The sequence below is a fragment of the Bradyrhizobium sp. UFLA06-06 genome (assembly GCF_054820065.1).
In genome coordinates this window covers 116,614-131,856 of record NZ_JADFUD010000012.1, presented here as the reverse complement: position 1 = coordinate 131,856, position 15,243 = coordinate 116,614, and the positions used below count along the sequence as shown (strand labels likewise).

The window sequence follows — 15,243 nt, the reverse complement described above, 5'->3', positions numbered from 1 at the left end:
GCGGCCGGAACTCGTGCCACACCTCAACGCCGACCGGCTGGTGGGGTTGCAGGGCATAGGTCAAAAGCGGAATATTCCGGCGCAGGCTCAAGACGCTCGGCACGCCTCACCTTGGAGCATGACGTCGGCTGGTGCTCGATTGGACAGCGTCCGAACCGTATCCTAGAACGATCAGACGATCCAAGACGCGCTCGTTGGACGTCTCCGTTGCCCGTAACGAACGTGTCACCAACTCCCGGGGTTCAATGATGTCGTCGCGCAAACCCGCCGCCAGCAAAGGCAAGACCGTCACCGTCAAGGACGCCACATTCGGCTTGCTCCGCGCGTGGGGCATTAAGAAAGTGTTCGGCAATCCCGGCTCGACCGAGCTGCCGTTCCTGAGCGACTGGCCCGACGACATCGACTACGTGCTCGGCCTGCAGGAAGCTTCCGTCGTCGGCATGGCCGACGGCTATGCGCTGGCGACGCGCAATGCCGGGTTCGTCAATCTGCATTCGGCGGCCGGCGTCGGCAACGCGCTCGGCAACATCTACAACGCCTATCGCAACCAGACCCCGCTGGTGATCACCGCGGGCCAGCAGGCGCGCTCGATCATGCCGCTGCAGGCCTTCCTCTATGCCGAGCGGGCCTCCGAATTCCCTAGGCCTTACGTGAAATTCGCGGTCGAGCCGGCGCGCGCCGAAGACGTACCCGCCGCGATCGCGCGCGCCTATTATGTCGCGATGCAGCCGCCCTGCGGGCCGACCTTCGTCTCGGTGCCGATCGACGACTGGGCGCATGCGACGCAGCCGCTCGACGCGCGCCAGGTCAGCCGCGAGATCGGCCCCGATCTGTCGGCGATGCAGGCGCTGGTGGCCGCGCTCGGCGAAGCCAAGCGCCCTGCCCTCGTCGTCGGCCCGGCCGTCGATCGTGCCGAGGCGGTCGACCTCATGGTCGACGTCGCCGAGAAGTCGAAGGCCGCGGTCTGGGCCAGCCCGTTCTCGGCGCGCTGCTCGTTCCCCGAGCGGCATCCGCAGTTCGCCGGCTTCCTGCATGCCGCGCCGGGCCAGCTCTCCGACGCACTGCGCGATCACGATCTTGTCGTCGTGGTCGGCGCGCCGGTCTTCACTTTCCATGTCGAGGGCCATGCCGCGATCTTCGACGGTTCGACCACGATCTTCCAGATCACCGACGATCCGGATGCCGCCGCGATGACACCGACCGGCCACAGCATCGTCGCGACCATGAAGCCCGCGCTGACGGCGCTGCTCGAGATGCTGCCCGAGATGCTGCCCGAGACCAGGCGCACCGCGCCGGCCGGCCGTGTCCTGCCGCCGGCGCCAGCCGCCGGCGACCCGATCCCCGCCGAATATGCGCTGCATGCGCTCTCGGCCGCGATGGGCCCCCACGATGCGCTGGTCGAGGAAATACCGTCGCACCGCCCGCTGATGCAGAAGGCGATGCCGATGCACGGCCAGGACAGCTTTTACACCATGGCGAGCGGCGGCCTCGGCTACAGCCTGCCGGCCGCGGTCGGCATGGCGCTCGGTCGACGTCAGGGACGCACGGTTTGCCTGATCGGCGACGGCTCGGCGATGTATTCGATCCAGGCGCTGTGGACATCGGCGCAGCGCAAGCTGCCGCTGACGGTCGTCGTGCTCAACAATTCCGGCTATGGCGCGATGCGCTCGTTCAGCCAGGTGATGCAGGTGCGCAACGTGCCGGGCCTCGATTTGCCCGGCATCGATTTCGTCAAGCTCGCCGAAGGCATGGGCTGCGACGCCGTGCGGGTGACGAAATCAGCCGAGCTCGCCGGCGCCTACAAACGCGCCCTCTCGCACCAAGGCACCAGCCTGATCGAGGTGATGGTGGATTCCGCGGTGCCGCTGCTTTACGCGCAGAAGGCGTGAAGATCGGGCCGATCGTGCCGGACCTTCGGCACACGTAGTGAGGAAGCCACCGGCGGTAGGGTTCCCTCCCCCCTTGCGGGGGAGGGTTAGGGAGAGGGGTGCCGCACGGCTCGCTCTCTCAACACGAGTCTCAGCATAACGCGGTCGAAGTTGCGAAAGCGAGACTCACTTCAACCATCTCGCCCGGGGCTTACCCCTCTCCCCAGCCCTCCCCCGCAAGGGGGGAGGGAGCCTGATGAGCGTGCTCACCTGACAAGATCGGACTCCTGCTCCAGCGCCGCCGACGGCGTCGGCACCTCGCAGCCGGTGGCGCAGCAGCGTCCGGGCTGCTTCGATACCCGCTGTCCCTGGTCGACAAGGCCGCGGCCGAGCAAATTCTCGACCAGCTCGGCCTTCTCCATCACCGGATAGTTGCGCCAGATCTCGCGCTTCATCGCCTCCGGTGAGCCGCCGCCGTGCAACGAGATCACCGAATACCAGCCGGCCTCGTGCGAGACGGTGAGGTCCTCGATCAGCCGCGCCACCTCGGCGCGCTGATCGGCCGGGATATCGGGACGTCCGCCCATGACAGCGGCCAGCGACGCGCGCGTTTCCGGATTGTGGTCCTCGTCGGGACCCGGCAGCGCGACGATCAGCCCGCCGGAGACGTAATGCGCGACGCGGTGCATGTCGTAGATCTTGGTCGCCAGCAGCAGCTTGCCGATGTTGGAGAACACCGCATCCGGCATCACCGAGCCCGCCGGGTCCTTCGTGCAGTAGACCGAGGAGGCGACGCCGCAGGCGTAAAAGCTTTCGGTAATGGTGATCAGCTCGACCATCGCCTCGCGGATATGCGCGTGCTTCTCGGCATCGAGTCCGTTGGCCTCGATCATCAGCGCGCCGGCGCCGATCAAGAGATCGCCGAAGCCGGCACGGGCGCCGATGCAGGAGTGGCGGTGGTGCGTGGCGTAGGACGTGGTGAGGAAGCCGCCCTCCTCGGTCTCGCCGGCGAGGAACACGCGGTCATGCGGCACGAACACGTCGTCGAACATCACGACGCCGACCGACTGGCCGTACTTGGCGGAAAATTTCGCCGCGGCATCGCCAGCCCGGCCGGCCGGGCGCGCGACGATGGTGACGCCGGGCGCATCGACCGGCACGGCGCAACAGACCGCGAAATCCTTGTCGGCGGGCACATGGGTGCGGCACGGCATGACAAGGAATTCGTGCATGTAGGGCGCGCCGGTCACGATCGCCTTGGTGCCGCGGATCACGATGCCGTCGGGGCGGCACTCCTTGATATGGACGTAGACGTCCGCATTGGCCTGCAGGCCAGGACGCTTCGAGCGGTCGCCCTTGGCATCGGTCATGGCGATGCCGAGCGTCAGATCCTGGTCCTGCACCTCGTGCAGATAATTGAGGAAGCGCTGGCTGTAATCGGTGCCGTGGCGATCGTCGGTCAGCCTGGTCGCTTGATAGAGACCGTTCAGCGCATCATGGGTCAGGTAGCGCTGCGCGCAGCCCGACGTCCTGCACACCAGCCGCACCGCCTCGAGCTTGTCGAGCAGGTCCTGCGAGCTCTGATTGATGTGGAGCATGCGGTTGACGGTCTTGCCCGAGGTACCCTGCCGCGCCGTCATGATCGGCACGTGCTCGGGCTGCAGCGCGAAATCATAGGTCACGCCGACGCCCGCCACGCCGGGCGCCAGCAACGGCTCGTCCGCCACGCTCGCAACGGCCGCGCCGTTGACGAACACACGCGGCTTGTAGCGGCGCAGGGATTCCCGGTAGTCCGCAGCCGTCATCAGCATGGCGCTTCTCCCTTGCTCATTTATTCTAACGTTGTTAAATTATCTAACGCTGTTAGAATTGAGTCAAGAACGGATTCGCCGGGCCATGCAGATGCGCGAGAGCAGGAAGGAAGCGGTCAGCCGCCACAAGCGGGAGCTGATCCTCGACGCGGCGCGCAGCGTGTTCGCGGAGGAAGGCCTCGAGGGCGCGAGCCTGCGGGCGATCGCGACGCGGGCCGGCTACACGCCGGCAGCGCTGTATTTCCATTTCGATTCCAAGGAAGCGATCTATGCCGAGGTGCTGCGGCAATCGCTGGCCTCGCTCGGCGAAGCCGTCAGCGCGGCGGTCGCGACGACACGCGGCGCCAAGCAGAAGCTGCACGCCGCAGGCATGGGCTTCTTCCGCTATTATGCGGAGCACCCGCGCGACCTCGATCTCGGCTTCTACCTGTTCCGCGGCGGCATGAAGCCGGCCGGGCTCGGCCATGACCGCGACCACGCGCTGAACGCCGCACTGGAGGCGGCACTGCATCCGATCGCCGAAGCCGCTGAAGCGCTCGGCGCGTCGAGGCAGAAGGCGAACACCGTGATGGTCGACTGCTTCGCGCATGCGACCGGCCTGCTGCTGTTGCTGCACACCGGCCGCATCAGGATGTTCGGCGCGTCGGCGCCCGATCTGATGGACGCCTATCTGCGCGACAGGATCGCACAACTCGCCAGGGAGTGACCCGGATTACGCTTCGCTTCATCCGGGCCGGTCTCACTTCCCGTGCGCTTCCCGCATCTTGGCCTGGATCTTGGCCATGCCGCCGATCCAGCGGTCGTAATTCTCGGTCTTCTTGCGCATGTAGCCGAGCACCTGCGGGTGCGGCAGGATCAGGAAGGTCTCCTGCTCGATACCCCTCAGCGCATCCTGCGCGACCTGCTCGGCGGAAAGATCGCCGTCGCCGGATTGCGGGCCCTTCGGGATCGAGCGCAGCATGTTGGTGTCGACGCCCTGCGGGCAGAGGATCGAGACCTTGATGTTGTCGGCGCGGTGCGAGATCGCGAGGTTTTCCGCAAAGCCGACCGCGGCGTGCTTGGTGGTCGAATAGGCCGGGCTGCCGACCTGCGACAAGAGGCCGGCGGCCGAGATCGTGTTGAGGAAGTAGCCGCCGCCGCGCGTCTTCATGCGCGGCACCAGATGCCGCGCCGCATAGACATGCGCCATCACATGGATCGCCCAGCTCCGCGACCACGGCTCGTCCGAGGTGCCGCCGGCGTTCACCGACAACGGATCGAAGCCGCCGCCGATGCCGGCGTTGGAGCAGAACAGCGCGATCGGGCCGAACATGCGCTCGGTCTCTTCGATCACGTGCAGGATGTTCTTCTCCTGCCCGACGTCGCATTTGAAGGCGGCGCCGCCGACCGTGGCCGCGATCTTCTCGGCCGCGCCGTGATCGAGGTCGACGACCACGACCTTCGATGCGCCCGCGGCGTGGAATGCCTCGCACAACGCCTTGCCGATGCCATTGCCACCGCCGGTGACCACCACAACCTTACCTGCCACCTGCATGGCCATCCTCCCGATATCTTTGCTTGCACACTGTCGCTTTACCCACTCGCTCCTGCGTGTCCCGTCACCCCCGCGCAACGGCGAAGCCGTTGTCGCTGGAGGAGCGCGGCACGCGCGTCTCGAAGGGTCGACGGCCACCAGCCGGGCCGTGCATCCTTCGAGACGCGCTCCGCGCTCCTCAGGATGACGGGACAAAGCGCAACGGGCGTATCACGAAGCATGATAGCCCATTCGCCGCAGATGGCGAGAGCTTCAGCTGGCCAGCACGACGTCGAACACCGCCGTATAGTGGCAGGCGGCCCCGAGCAGCACGAAGCAGTGCCAGATCGCATTCTGGAAACGCAGCCGGCGCCAGGAGTGGAAGATCACCCCCAGGCTGTAGAGGATGCCGCCGGCCAGCACGAAGCCGAGCGCCATCGCCGGCAGCACCTTGACGACGGCGTCGTAGAGCATGATGCCGCTCCAGCCCATCGCAAGGTAGAGCCCGACCGAGAGCCGGTCGAAGCGGCCGGGATAGCGTAGCTTCAGCCAGATCCCGACGATCGCCACGCACCACACCCCGACCAGCAACGCGATCGCGAAAGTGCTGTCCTTCAGTTCCACGATGAACGGCGTATAGGTCGCGGCGATCAGCAGATAGATCGCGGAATGATCGAAGCGCCGCAGCACCCATTTGGCGCGCGACACCGGCCACAGATTATAGGTCGCCGACAGCACCAGCATCGCGAGCAGGCCGGCGACATAGACCGAGACCACGGCGATGTCGAACGGGCCGGCATAGACCGCGGTCAGCACGATCAGTGCGGTGGCGGCGACCAGCCCGAACGCGACGCCGACGAGATGAATGACGCCGTCGGCGATCAGCTCGGCACGGTCGTAGTTCCACAGCGCGGCGCCGGCCGCGTGGATCGAGGTCGAGGCAAGTTGCTTCAGGCGGAAGACCGTCATGCAGGCTTTCCCGTGGGCCGATAGACGATGGGTAGCGCGGGCATGGTGACGCGTTCAATTCCCTTGCCCCCTGACAATCCCCTCGCCTGTAAAGGCGCCGGAAATGTGAAGCTTGATTTTGGCCCGATAATCGCCACTTTGCGGGTGATCGCCCGCCCCTTTTGGTCCCTCCTGCCGGGTTTTTCGTTAACCCTCCATGCCCCCCAGCTTCACTGATATCGTCGAGGAAGCCCGTCTCTCGGCGCGGGCGCTGCTCGACTATGGCGAGGGCTTCTTCAACCCGACGGTGCGGCTCGGCGTCACCGGCCTGTCGCGCGCCGGCAAGACCGTGTTCATCACCGCGCTGGTGCACGGCCTGACCCGCGGCGGCCGCTTCCCGGTGTTCGAGGCCTATGCCTCGGGGCGGATCGCGCGCGCCTATCTCGCCCCGCAACCCGACGATGCGGTGCCGCGCTTCGCCTATGAGAACCATGTCCGGACATTGGTCAAGGAGCGGACTTGGCCGAGCTCGACCACCGACATCTCCGAGCTCCGTCTCGTGATCGAGTATCAGCGCCAAAATGGCGCGGACCGCACGCTCACCCTCGATATCGTCGACTATCCCGGCGAGTGGCTGCTCGACCTGCCGCTGCTCAACAAGAGCTACGAGCAATGGTCGGCGGAAAGCCTTGCGCTGTCGCGCGAGCCGCTGCGCGCCAAACTCGCGGCGCCCTGGCACGCCCATCTCGCGACGCTGAAGCCCGAGGCCAGAGAGGACGAGCAGGCCGCGCTCACCGAAGCACGCCTGTTCACCGACTATCTGCGCGCCTGCCGCGACGAGCGCTTCGCGATGAGCCTGTTGCCGCCCGGCCGCTTCCTGATGCCCGGCAATCTCGCCGACACGCCGGCGCTGACCTTTGCACCGCTCGACGTGCCCGCAGGCGGCAGCGCGCCCGACGGCTCGCTGTGGGCGATGATGCGGCGGCGCTTCGAGGCCTACAAGGACGTCGTGGTGCGGCCGTTCTTCCGCGATCATTTCGCGCGGCTCGACCGCCAGATCGTGCTGGCCGATGCGCTCGCCGCATTCAACGCCGGCCCCGAGGCGCTGCACGATCTCGAGGCCGCGCTCGCCGGCATCCTCGACTGCTTCCGGATCGGCCGCAGCACGATCCTGAGCGCGCTGTTCCGGCCGCGCATCGACCGCATCCTGTTCGCGGCGACCAAGGCCGACCATCTGCACCACCAAAGCCATGATCGGCTGGAGGCCGTGCTGCGGCGGATCGTGGCCAAGGCCGCCGAGCGCGCCAAATATGCCGGCGCCGACATCGACGTCGTCGCGCTCGCCGCGGTGCGCGCCACGCGCGAGGCGCAGGTCCAGCGCGGGCGCGACCGGCTGCCGTCGATCCTCGGCACGCCGGCGCCGGGCGAGGTCGCCAATGGCGAGCGGCTTGACGGCGAGACGGAGGTTGCGACCTTTCCGGGCGACCTGCCCGACAATCCGGAGGAGTTGTTCAACGGCGGATTCCGCGGCCTCTCAAACTCAGGCGCCGAGACCGCCGATTATCGTTTCCTGCGCTTCCGTCCGCCAAAGCTGGAACGAAACGGCGATGCAGAGCCGGCGCTGCCTCACATCCGCCTTGACCGCGCCCTCCAGTTCCTGATCGGAGACAAACTGCAATGAACGAGAAGACGCCCCCGCGGCGGCCGGCGACGTTCAAGCTCGACGATCCCGGCGTGGTCGTGATGGATCCGGACGACGGCGGCCACCTCACCCGCGGCACGATCCAGATCGTGCCCGAGGCCGAGCCCGCGCAGCTCCCGGTCCCGGTTGATACGCCGCTGGTGCCGGTGCGCCGCGGCTTCCGCTGGGGCACGCTGTTCTGGAGCGCGGTCGCGGGCCTCGTGGTGCTCGGCACCGGGCTTGGCGTCATCAACCTGGTCGAGGACCTGTTCGCACACAATGAAGGCCTCGGCGTCCTCGGGCTGGGACTCGCCGTCATCGCCGCGGTGGCGCTTGCGGTCGTCACCACGCGCGAGCTGGTCGGTCTGGCGCGGCTGGCGACCATCGAGAAGCTGCATCTGCGCGCCGCCGAGGTGCTGATCAGCGACGACCGCGCCGCAAGCCGGGTGATCGTCGCCGATTTGCTCAAGCTCGCGCACCAGACCCCGCAGCTCGCCCGCGCCCGCAGCACGCTGCAGAGCCATACCGACGACATCATCGACGGCGCCGACATGATCCGCCTCGCCGAGCGCGAGCTGATGACGCCGCTCGACGAGGAGGCGCGACGCTTGGTCTCGACCGCCGCGCAACGCGTCTCGGTCGTCACCGCGGTCAGCCCGCGCGCGCTGTTCGACGTGCTGTTCGTGTTCGTGGCGAGCTTGCGGATGATCCGGCAGCTGGCACGGCTCTATGGCGGCCGGCCCGGCGCGCTCGGCATGATCCGCCTGCTGCGCCACGTCATCGCGCATCTCGCCATCACCGGCGGCATGGCCGCCAGCGACAGCCTGATCCAGCAGATGCTCGGTCACGGCATCGCGGCAAAACTGTCACAACGCCTCGGCGAAGGCATGCTCAACGGCCTGTTGACCGCCCGCCTGGGCCTCGCCGCGATCGACGTCACCCGCCCGCTTCCCTTCAACGCCCTGCCACGCCCGGCGCTAACGGATCTCGCGAAAGACCTGATCCGCAAGCGCGAGGAAGAGGAATGAGTTGCTTGCCTCGCCCCGCTTGCGGGGAGAGGCCGGAATTTTCGCGAAGCGCAAATTCCGGGTGAGGGGGAGTCTCCGCGAGACCAACTCTCGCCGTCCCCGCGGAGACTCCCCCTCATCCCGACCTTCTAAGAGCGAGCTTCGCTCGTCTCGACCCCGCAAGCGGGGAGAAGGAGAAGGCCAGCACGCGCCAGCGGAAGAAGGTGGTGTCCGGCGGCGGCGACAGATCGGGCGTCCAGCCGCTGATCTTCTCCAGCGAATAGGTGTCCATCACCATGCCGCGCCAGCTCCGCGTCACGCGCTCCAGCGGCTGGCGCACCGCCGTCGTCTCGCTCCACAGCGGCAGATTGTTCTCGGGCTCGCGCCCGACATAGACGCCGGCGTGATTTCTGATTTTGCTCATGCCGGGATCGGCAAAGCCCTGGAAGCGGCCGCGCTCGTTGATTTCGATGACCGTCACCTTCCCGCGCAGCAACCAGCGCAGCATCGCATAGGTGCGATAATCCGTGGTCGCGACCCAGGTTGCGCCGGTCGACTCAACCTGCGCCAGCGTGCGCGCAGCCACCACATCGTAGCCCGCCTCGGTGCCGATCGGATCGGTGCGGCCGATCAGATTCCACGGCGCGAACATGTAATAGAGGAAGACGCAGACGACGAAGACGATCCCGGTGGTGATCGCGGTCCGCGCCCAATAGACCGTCGATTTGACGAGCCCGACCGACCAGCCCTCGAACGGCATCCGCGTGACGTTGATGGCAATTGCCGCGAAGCCGGCGGGCCACAGGAACATCGGCCAGGTGTCGCCGACCCGCAGCGTCAGGGACTTCCAGAGGAAGTAGATGAACGGCACCAGCACCGCGGTCGCCAGCAGGATCGCGACCGGCTCGCGCTTGCGATAGCCGCGCCATGCCGTCAGCGCGGTGCCGAACAGCGTCACCGGAAGCAGCACGAAGCCGACCAGGCCGAACTGCATGCCGACGAATTCGCCGACGGTGCGCAGCGTGAAGGCGCGCTCGGCGGTGGCGCGCACCGCCTGGAAGCGGAACGAGGCCCAGTCGTGCCCGGCATTCCAGATCAGCACAGGCGAGAACACGATAATCGCGATCAGCGCGGCAAGATACGGATACGGGCTGCGCAGCCAGCGCCAGCGCCAATCCGGCACCAGCGCAAAGGCGAGCACCGCCGGCGCGAACATGATCGCGGTGAATTTCGACAGCAGCGCCAGCCCGGCAAACAGCCCCGCGGCGAGCCACCAGCGTCCGTCACCACTTTGTGCAAGCCGGACCAGCGACCACAGCATCGCCACCGAAAACGGGATCAGCGCCGTATCGGGCGCGACCTTGGCCATCAAGAGGCCGTAATACAGCGCCGCCTCCGGCAACAGCAGCGCCAGCATCACGGCGCGGACGTTGTTGGCCGTCACGCGGCGGACGATGTCGGCGAGCAGGAGCTGGGTGGCCAGCATCGCCACGATGCCGCCGAGGCGGACGCCGAGATTGGTGTCGCCGAGGATCGCGGTGCCGAAGCGGATGAACCAGGCAACCATCGGCGGATGGTCGAGGAACGACAGCACGTTTTCCTTCGACCAGGTCCAGTAATAGGCCTCGTCGGTGCGCAGATCGAGCGCATGGGCGTAGACCAGCCGCATCGCGGTCATGGCAACGATCACGGCGATGACGCCCCGCCAGTCCGGCGCGCGCGAACGGGCCGGCTTAACGCTGTTGTTATCGGCTCCAGGTTCGGCTTGGGCTATCGTCACGGCGCGCTTTTTGTTCGACTCTTAACGGAGTGTCAACGTGCCGCGCGGCCCGCTCTCACGGCTGGTCCGGACCCGCGACGGTGTTCAGCGCGGGAATTAACCACTAGACTTGCCGATCATGAATCACATGGCCTCCCCCTCGCGCGAGCATTTGCAGGACATGGCCCGCGGTATCGGCCTGCGGCAGGTCCGCATCGTCACGGGGGCGATCATGTTCGCCTACCTGATCAGCCATTTCCTCAACCACGCGCTCGGCAATATCTCGACGCAGGCGCTGGCGATCGGGGTCTACTACCACACCGAATTCTGGCAGTTCCTGCCGGTCGCGATCGTGTTCTACAGCGCCTGCCTGGTGCATACCGGGCTCGGCATCTGGGCGCTCTATCAGCGCCGCGAGTTCCACTGGAAGGCGATCGAGCCGCTGCAACTGACGCTCGGCCTCAGCATCCCGATGCTGATCGTCGCCCACGTCGTCGGCGTACGGCTCGGCCAGACCCTGTACGGGCAAGAGAAGCTCTACCCCCAGGAGCTGTACACCTTCTTCATCGCCTCGCCGAACCGGCTGTGGCAGATGCTGGCGGTGCTGGTGATCGCCTGGGTGCATGGCTGCATCGGCCTGTATTTCTGGCTCCGGCTGCGTCCGTTCTTCAAGCGCGCCGCGCCGTTCCTGCTCGCCGGAGCGGTGCTGATCCCGACCCTGGCGATGCTCGGCATCTACCAGGGTGGCCGCGCCACGATCATCGACTATCAGGACCCCGACTGGCGGCGCGAGGAGCTGTCGGTGCAGAAGCTCGGCACCGCGGCGCAGGGGACCACGCTCGAGAAGATCACCGACGGCCTGACCGTCGGCTATCTCGGCCTGCTCGGCCTCGTGCTGCTGGCGCGCGGCGCGCGGGCCCTGCTGGAACGCCGCGGCGGCATGATTGCGCTGTCCTACGGCAACGGCCGCACGCTGCGGGTACCGAAGGGATTGAGCGTGCTGGAAGCAAGCCTGCGCTACAACGTACCCCATGCGAGCGTCTGCGGCGGCCGCGCGCGCTGCTCGACCTGCCGCATCCGCATCATCGGCGACCACAACGGATTGCCCGAGCCCTCGCCGCGTGAGGCCTTCGTGCTGCACCGGGTCGGCAATGACGATCCGTCGATCCGGCTGGCCTGCCAGTTGCGGCCCACCGCTGACTTGAATTTCTTCCAGCTGTTCCTGCCGAGCACGACGTCGGCCAACGCGCACGCCACCAATCCGGCACGGGTCGGCCAGGAGTGCTATCTGGTCAGCATGTTTGTCGACATGCGCGGCTCGACGCAGCTTGCCGAGAAGCGGTTGCCGTTCGACACCGTGTTCATCGTCAACCGCTTCCTCGGCGCGGTGTCGCAGGCGGTGCTGGAAGCCGGCGGACGGCCCAACCAGTTCATCGGCGACGGCATGCTGGCGCTGTTCGGGCTTGCCACCGACCGGCAGGTGGCCTGCCGCCAGGCGTTGCGCGCGGCGGCGCTGATCGCAACCCATATCGACGAGCTGAACCAGTTCCTGAGCCACGATCTGCGGGAGCCGATCCGCTTCGGCATCGGCATCCATGGCGGCGAGGTGATCGTCGGCGACATCGGCTATCGCGACCACATGGTGTTCACGGCGCTCGGCGATGCCGTCAACGTCGCGGCACGGCTGCAGGACATGACCAAGGCGCTGGCCTGCGAGGCGATCATCTCGGACGAGGTGCGCGTCACCGCCGGGCTGGCCGCCGATGCCCTGCCGGCGCAGGAGGTCGCGATCCGCGGCCGCAACGAGCCGATGACCGTGCGCACGGTCGAAAAGACGCAGCTCCTGTCAACGCTGGTCGACGACCGGCGTGCCGTCGCGGCCTGACCGGTCCATCTCCCTCTTTCCGAATGTGACCTGCCGCACATCCGACGGTGCGTTCAGCAGAGATGCTCGAACGTGCCCGGTGCCGGATGCGACTGACTGGCGATGGGTAACACTGCAACCGCGCCGCGACAGAGCTCAACGCGCATCCGAAGGAGAAGACCATGTTTCGCAAAGTCACGCTCGCTCTCGCCACTGCCGCAACCCTCGGTGCCGCCGCGCTGGCGCCGACCGCAGCTTCCGCCAAGCCGTTCTTCTGGCATCCGCATCACCATCACTTCTGGGGTGGCCCGGGCGTTGCCGTCGGCTTCGTCGACTCCGGCTGCTACGCCACCCGCCTGGTGCTGACGCCCTACGGCTATCGCTATCGCACCTTGAACGTCTGCTACTGATCGAACCTTCTACCTGGATGGAAACGCCCCGGTCGCGACCGGGGCTTTTCGTTGTTGCGACGCAACGCTGCGAAAGCTCAATTGACTTGCCGTTCCCCGGTGCGACATTTGGGCTGCGTGCATTCCATGGTGCGAAGGTGCGCAAGGTAATCTGGGGCTGGTGATGACCGGCTCACGACAGAACAGCTTCGGAGGAAGCGGGATGCTCGATCGACGAGACTTGATGAAGCGCGCCGGATTGGCCGCTTTGGTGACGGGGCTGGGATCAAGGGGCGCATTCGCCCTCGACACCGTGACGCTGCCCTTTGGCAATGGCGAGCGGCCGCTGGTGCGCTACCCGCAGAAGCGCCCGATGATCGGCCTGACCGCCCGCCCGCCGCAGCTGGAAACGCCGTTTGCGGTCTTCAACGACGGCCCGCTCACGCCGAACAATGCGTTCTTCGTCCGCTATCACCTCGCCGACCTCCCCTACAATCTCGATCCGGACAAGTTCACGCTGGAGATCAAGGGCAAGGTCGACAAGCCGCTGAAGCTGTCGCTGAAGGACATCAGGAAGCTGAAGGCGACCGATATCGTTGCAGTCAACCAGTGCTCCGGCAACAGCCGCGGCTTCTTCAGTCCGCGCGTCGCCGGCGGCCAGCTCGGCAACGGCGCGATGGGGTGCGCGCGCTGGCACGGCGTGCCGCTGAAGACCGTGCTCGACATGGCCGGCGTGCAGGCCGGAGCCAAGCAGGTCACCTTCAACGGCATGGACGGTCCGGTCAGCGACAAGACGCCGGATTTCGTCAAGGCGCTCGACATCGACCACGCACGCGACGGCGAGGTGATGCTGGCCTGGGGCATGAACGGCGAGGACCTGCCGTTCCTCAACGGCTTCCCGCTCCGCCTCGTGGTGCCCGGCTATTACGGCACCTATTGGGTGAAGCACCTCAACGAGATCACCGTGATCGACAACGTGTTCGAGGGCTTCTGGATGAAGTCCGCCTACCGGATACCGGATACGCCGAACAATGCGGTCGAGCCCGGGACCGCACCGAAGGCGACGATCCCGATCAATCGCTTCACGGTGCGCTCGTTCATCACCAGCGTTGCCGACGGCGCCAAGCTGAAGGCCGGCCGCACCATGCTGCGCGGCATCGCCTTCGACGGCGGCAAGGGCATCAAGGAGGTGATGGTCTCGACCGACGGCGGCAAGAGCTGGACGCCGGCCAAGCTCGGCAAGGACCTCGGCAAATACGCCTTCCGCGAATGGAAGCTGCCGGTGAAGCTCGCGGCCGGTCCCGCAGAGCTGAAGGTGCGCGCCACCAACAATGCCGGCGATACCCAGCCGATGGATCCGTTGTGGAATCCGGCCGGCTATCTGCGCAACGTCGTCGAAACCGTGCGCGTCACCGCGGCGTGAGGAGAAGCATCATGACCAGCAAGCTGCTTCCATCCCTCGCCGCGATCGCCATGTTGTCGATCGGCGCCGCCGTCGCCGCGCCCGTGAACTACACGGTCCCCGAGGAGACCGCGGCCTTCAAGCCGGGCCCCAACCTCGATGTGGTGCAAAACAACTGCACCGCCTGCCACTCGGCCGACTACGTCAAGACCCAGCCGCAGGGCGAGAAGTTCAAGAAGGACTTTTGGCAGGCCGAGGTGACCAAGATGATCAAGGTCTACGGTGCGCCGATCGACGAAGCCGACGTCGGCAAGATCGTCGAATACCTCTCCGCGACCTATTGAGAGACGGCCGGTTGATCCCCGCACGCCGGCCGAAAAGGCAGCGCGCGGGACCATCGATCCAATTCGGTACACTGGAACCGATCCGTTTTTGCAGCGCATCAATTGACCACGAAACGGGCAATCTGGCGTCAAACCCCCGCAAAGCGGGTTGTTTCCGGTCAAAAACACACCGTCGTTTGATCTACCCAGCTTTTTTCAAACTGCTATCCTGTCGTTGCGGACAAGCCGGTTTGTGCGGGGGCCGGCTGGTCTGTTTTCGATTGATTCCGCGGAGACGACTGGAATGCCCAAAGGTACAGTGAAGTGGTTCAACCCGACGAAGGGCTATGGATTCATCCAGCCCGCAACGGGCGGCAAGGACATTTTCGTGCATATTTCAGCAGTTCAGAAGGCTGGCCTTCAGACCCTGAACGAAGGCCAATCCGTCGAGTACGAAGAGATCGCAAATCGCGGCAAGACGTCAGCCGAGAATCTCAAGGTCTAGCGTATTAGCGCCAGATCCGGCGGCGCACTCTCGGATACCGTCCGGGAGTGGGGGCCGACCCAACATCAGACAACGTGACGTTCGGCGGGGCGGGCACGATACCCGCGCGCCACGGCGTTGAGCTTTTTTTCGGCCGCCATCGCCAGCGCGCGCCGACGTTCATCCTTTGCTCC

The 15,243-nt window shown here is 66.3% G+C and carries 13 protein-coding genes; 9 read left to right on the top strand and 4 right to left on the bottom strand.

What is annotated here, in order from left to right; translation table 11 throughout:
* Positions 1-248 precede the first annotated feature (248 nt).
* On the top strand, positions 249-1,889 hold the full coding sequence (gene mdlC, locus IF803_RS13365) for a benzoylformate decarboxylase (protein WP_461192468.1): 1,641 nt from the start codon (positions 249-251) through the stop codon (positions 1,887-1,889).
* Positions 1,890-2,134: 245 nt separating this feature from the next.
* Here mdlC and IF803_RS13360 read toward each other — a convergent pair whose 3' ends face one another.
* Entirely contained in the window at positions 2,135-3,679 is a 1,545-nt protein-coding gene (locus IF803_RS13360) for a 4-hydroxyphenylacetate 3-hydroxylase family protein (protein ID WP_461192432.1), read from the bottom strand.
* Positions 3,680-3,770: 91 nt separating this feature from the next.
* Here IF803_RS13360 and IF803_RS13355 point away from each other — a divergent pair, with 91 nt between their 5' ends.
* On the top strand, positions 3,771-4,385 hold the full coding sequence (locus IF803_RS13355) for a TetR family transcriptional regulator (RefSeq protein WP_461192431.1): 615 nt from the start codon (positions 3,771-3,773) through the stop codon (positions 4,383-4,385).
* Positions 4,386-4,418: 33 nt separating this feature from the next.
* Here the strand turns inward: IF803_RS13355 and IF803_RS13350 are convergent, their stop codons facing one another.
* Positions 4,419-5,213 carry an SDR family oxidoreductase gene (locus tag IF803_RS13350; RefSeq protein WP_461192430.1) on the bottom strand — a complete coding sequence of 265 codons (795 nt, stop codon included), beginning with the start codon at positions 5,211-5,213 and terminating at the stop codon, positions 4,419-4,421.
* A 252-nt stretch (positions 5,214-5,465) separates the two neighbouring features.
* Complete coding sequence (trhA, locus tag IF803_RS13345; RefSeq protein WP_028342501.1) at positions 5,466-6,161, bottom strand: PAQR family membrane homeostasis protein TrhA; 696 nt, start codon at positions 6,159-6,161, stop codon at positions 5,466-5,468.
* Positions 6,162-6,357: 196 nt separating this feature from the next.
* On the opposite strand from trhA, the gene IF803_RS13340 reads away from it, so the two are divergent.
* Together IF803_RS13340 and IF803_RS13335 are read left to right on the top strand one after the other, a co-directional pair.
* Complete coding sequence (locus IF803_RS13340) at positions 6,358-7,821, top strand: YcjX family GTP-binding protein (protein ID WP_461192429.1); 1,464 nt, start codon at positions 6,358-6,360, stop codon at positions 7,819-7,821.
* A complete protein-coding gene (locus tag IF803_RS13335) occupies positions 7,818-8,849 on the top strand; it encodes a YcjF family protein (RefSeq protein ID WP_461192428.1) in 1,032 nt (343 codons plus the stop codon). Before IF803_RS13340 ends, IF803_RS13335 begins: the two co-directional genes overlap by 4 nt.
* 115 nt (positions 8,850-8,964) lie before the next feature.
* On the opposite strand, the gene IF803_RS13330 is transcribed toward IF803_RS13335, so the two are convergent.
* Positions 8,965-10,506: a glycosyltransferase family 39 protein gene (locus IF803_RS13330; RefSeq protein WP_461192467.1), complete on the bottom strand. Its 1,542-nt coding sequence runs from the start codon at positions 10,504-10,506 to the stop codon at positions 8,965-8,967.
* A 220-nt stretch (positions 10,507-10,726) separates the two neighbouring features.
* On the opposite strand from IF803_RS13330, the gene IF803_RS13325 reads away from it, so the two are divergent.
* From IF803_RS13325 to IF803_RS13305, 5 genes are all read left to right on the top strand, one after another.
* Positions 10,727-12,472, top strand: a complete 1,746-nt coding sequence (locus IF803_RS13325) for an adenylate/guanylate cyclase domain-containing protein (RefSeq protein WP_461192427.1) — start codon at positions 10,727-10,729, stop codon at positions 12,470-12,472.
* A 161-nt stretch (positions 12,473-12,633) separates the two neighbouring features.
* Positions 12,634-12,861 (top strand): hypothetical protein, encoded by a 228-nt coding sequence (locus IF803_RS13320; protein WP_461192426.1) that lies wholly within the window; start codon positions 12,634-12,636, stop codon positions 12,859-12,861.
* A 202-nt stretch (positions 12,862-13,063) separates the two neighbouring features.
* A complete protein-coding gene (gene sorA / locus IF803_RS13315) occupies positions 13,064-14,263 on the top strand; it encodes a SorA family sulfite dehydrogenase catalytic subunit (protein WP_461192425.1) in 1,200 nt (399 codons plus the stop codon).
* An 11-nt stretch (positions 14,264-14,274) separates the two neighbouring features.
* Positions 14,275-14,586, top strand: a complete 312-nt coding sequence (gene sorB, locus IF803_RS13310; RefSeq protein ID WP_028342507.1) for a SorB family sulfite dehydrogenase c-type cytochrome subunit — start codon at positions 14,275-14,277, stop codon at positions 14,584-14,586.
* Positions 14,587-14,869: 283 nt separating this feature from the next.
* Positions 14,870-15,070 (top strand): cold-shock protein, encoded by a 201-nt coding sequence (locus tag IF803_RS13305; protein WP_016842427.1) that lies wholly within the window; start codon positions 14,870-14,872, stop codon positions 15,068-15,070.
* The last annotated feature ends 173 nt before the right edge of the window (positions 15,071-15,243 follow it).

What these genes read in the sequence shown, in the direction of transcription:
- sorA (WP_461192425.1), top strand. Translation starts at nt 13,064, where the DNA reads ATGCTCGATCGACGAGACTTGATGAAGCGCGCCGGATTGGCCGCTTTG.
- IF803_RS13335 (WP_461192428.1), top strand. Translation starts at nt 7,818, where the DNA reads ATGAACGAGAAGACGCCCCCGCGGCGGCCGGCGACGTTCAAGCTCGAC.
- sorB (WP_028342507.1), top strand. Translation starts at nt 14,275, where the DNA reads ATGACCAGCAAGCTGCTTCCATCCCTCGCCGCGATCGCCATGTTGTCG.
- IF803_RS13340 (WP_461192429.1), top strand. Translation starts at nt 6,358, where the DNA reads ATGCCCCCCAGCTTCACTGATATCGTCGAGGAAGCCCGTCTCTCGGCG.
- IF803_RS13360 (WP_461192432.1), bottom strand. Translation starts at nt 3,679, where the DNA reads ATGCTGATGACGGCTGCGGACTACCGGGAATCCCTGCGCCGCTACAAG.
- IF803_RS13305 (WP_016842427.1), top strand. Translation starts at nt 14,870, where the DNA reads ATGCCCAAAGGTACAGTGAAGTGGTTCAACCCGACGAAGGGCTATGGA.
- IF803_RS13325 (WP_461192427.1), top strand. Translation starts at nt 10,727, where the DNA reads ATGAATCACATGGCCTCCCCCTCGCGCGAGCATTTGCAGGACATGGCC.
- IF803_RS13330 (WP_461192467.1), bottom strand. Translation starts at nt 10,506, where the DNA reads ATGACCGCGATGCGGCTGGTCTACGCCCATGCGCTCGATCTGCGCACC.
- trhA (WP_028342501.1), bottom strand. Translation starts at nt 6,161, where the DNA reads ATGACGGTCTTCCGCCTGAAGCAACTTGCCTCGACCTCGATCCACGCG.
- mdlC (WP_461192468.1), top strand. Translation starts at nt 249, where the DNA reads ATGTCGTCGCGCAAACCCGCCGCCAGCAAAGGCAAGACCGTCACCGTC.
- IF803_RS13320 (WP_461192426.1), top strand. Translation starts at nt 12,634, where the DNA reads ATGTTTCGCAAAGTCACGCTCGCTCTCGCCACTGCCGCAACCCTCGGT.
- IF803_RS13355 (WP_461192431.1), top strand. Translation starts at nt 3,771, where the DNA reads ATGCGCGAGAGCAGGAAGGAAGCGGTCAGCCGCCACAAGCGGGAGCTG.
- IF803_RS13350 (WP_461192430.1), bottom strand. Translation starts at nt 5,213, where the DNA reads ATGCAGGTGGCAGGTAAGGTTGTGGTGGTCACCGGCGGTGGCAATGGC.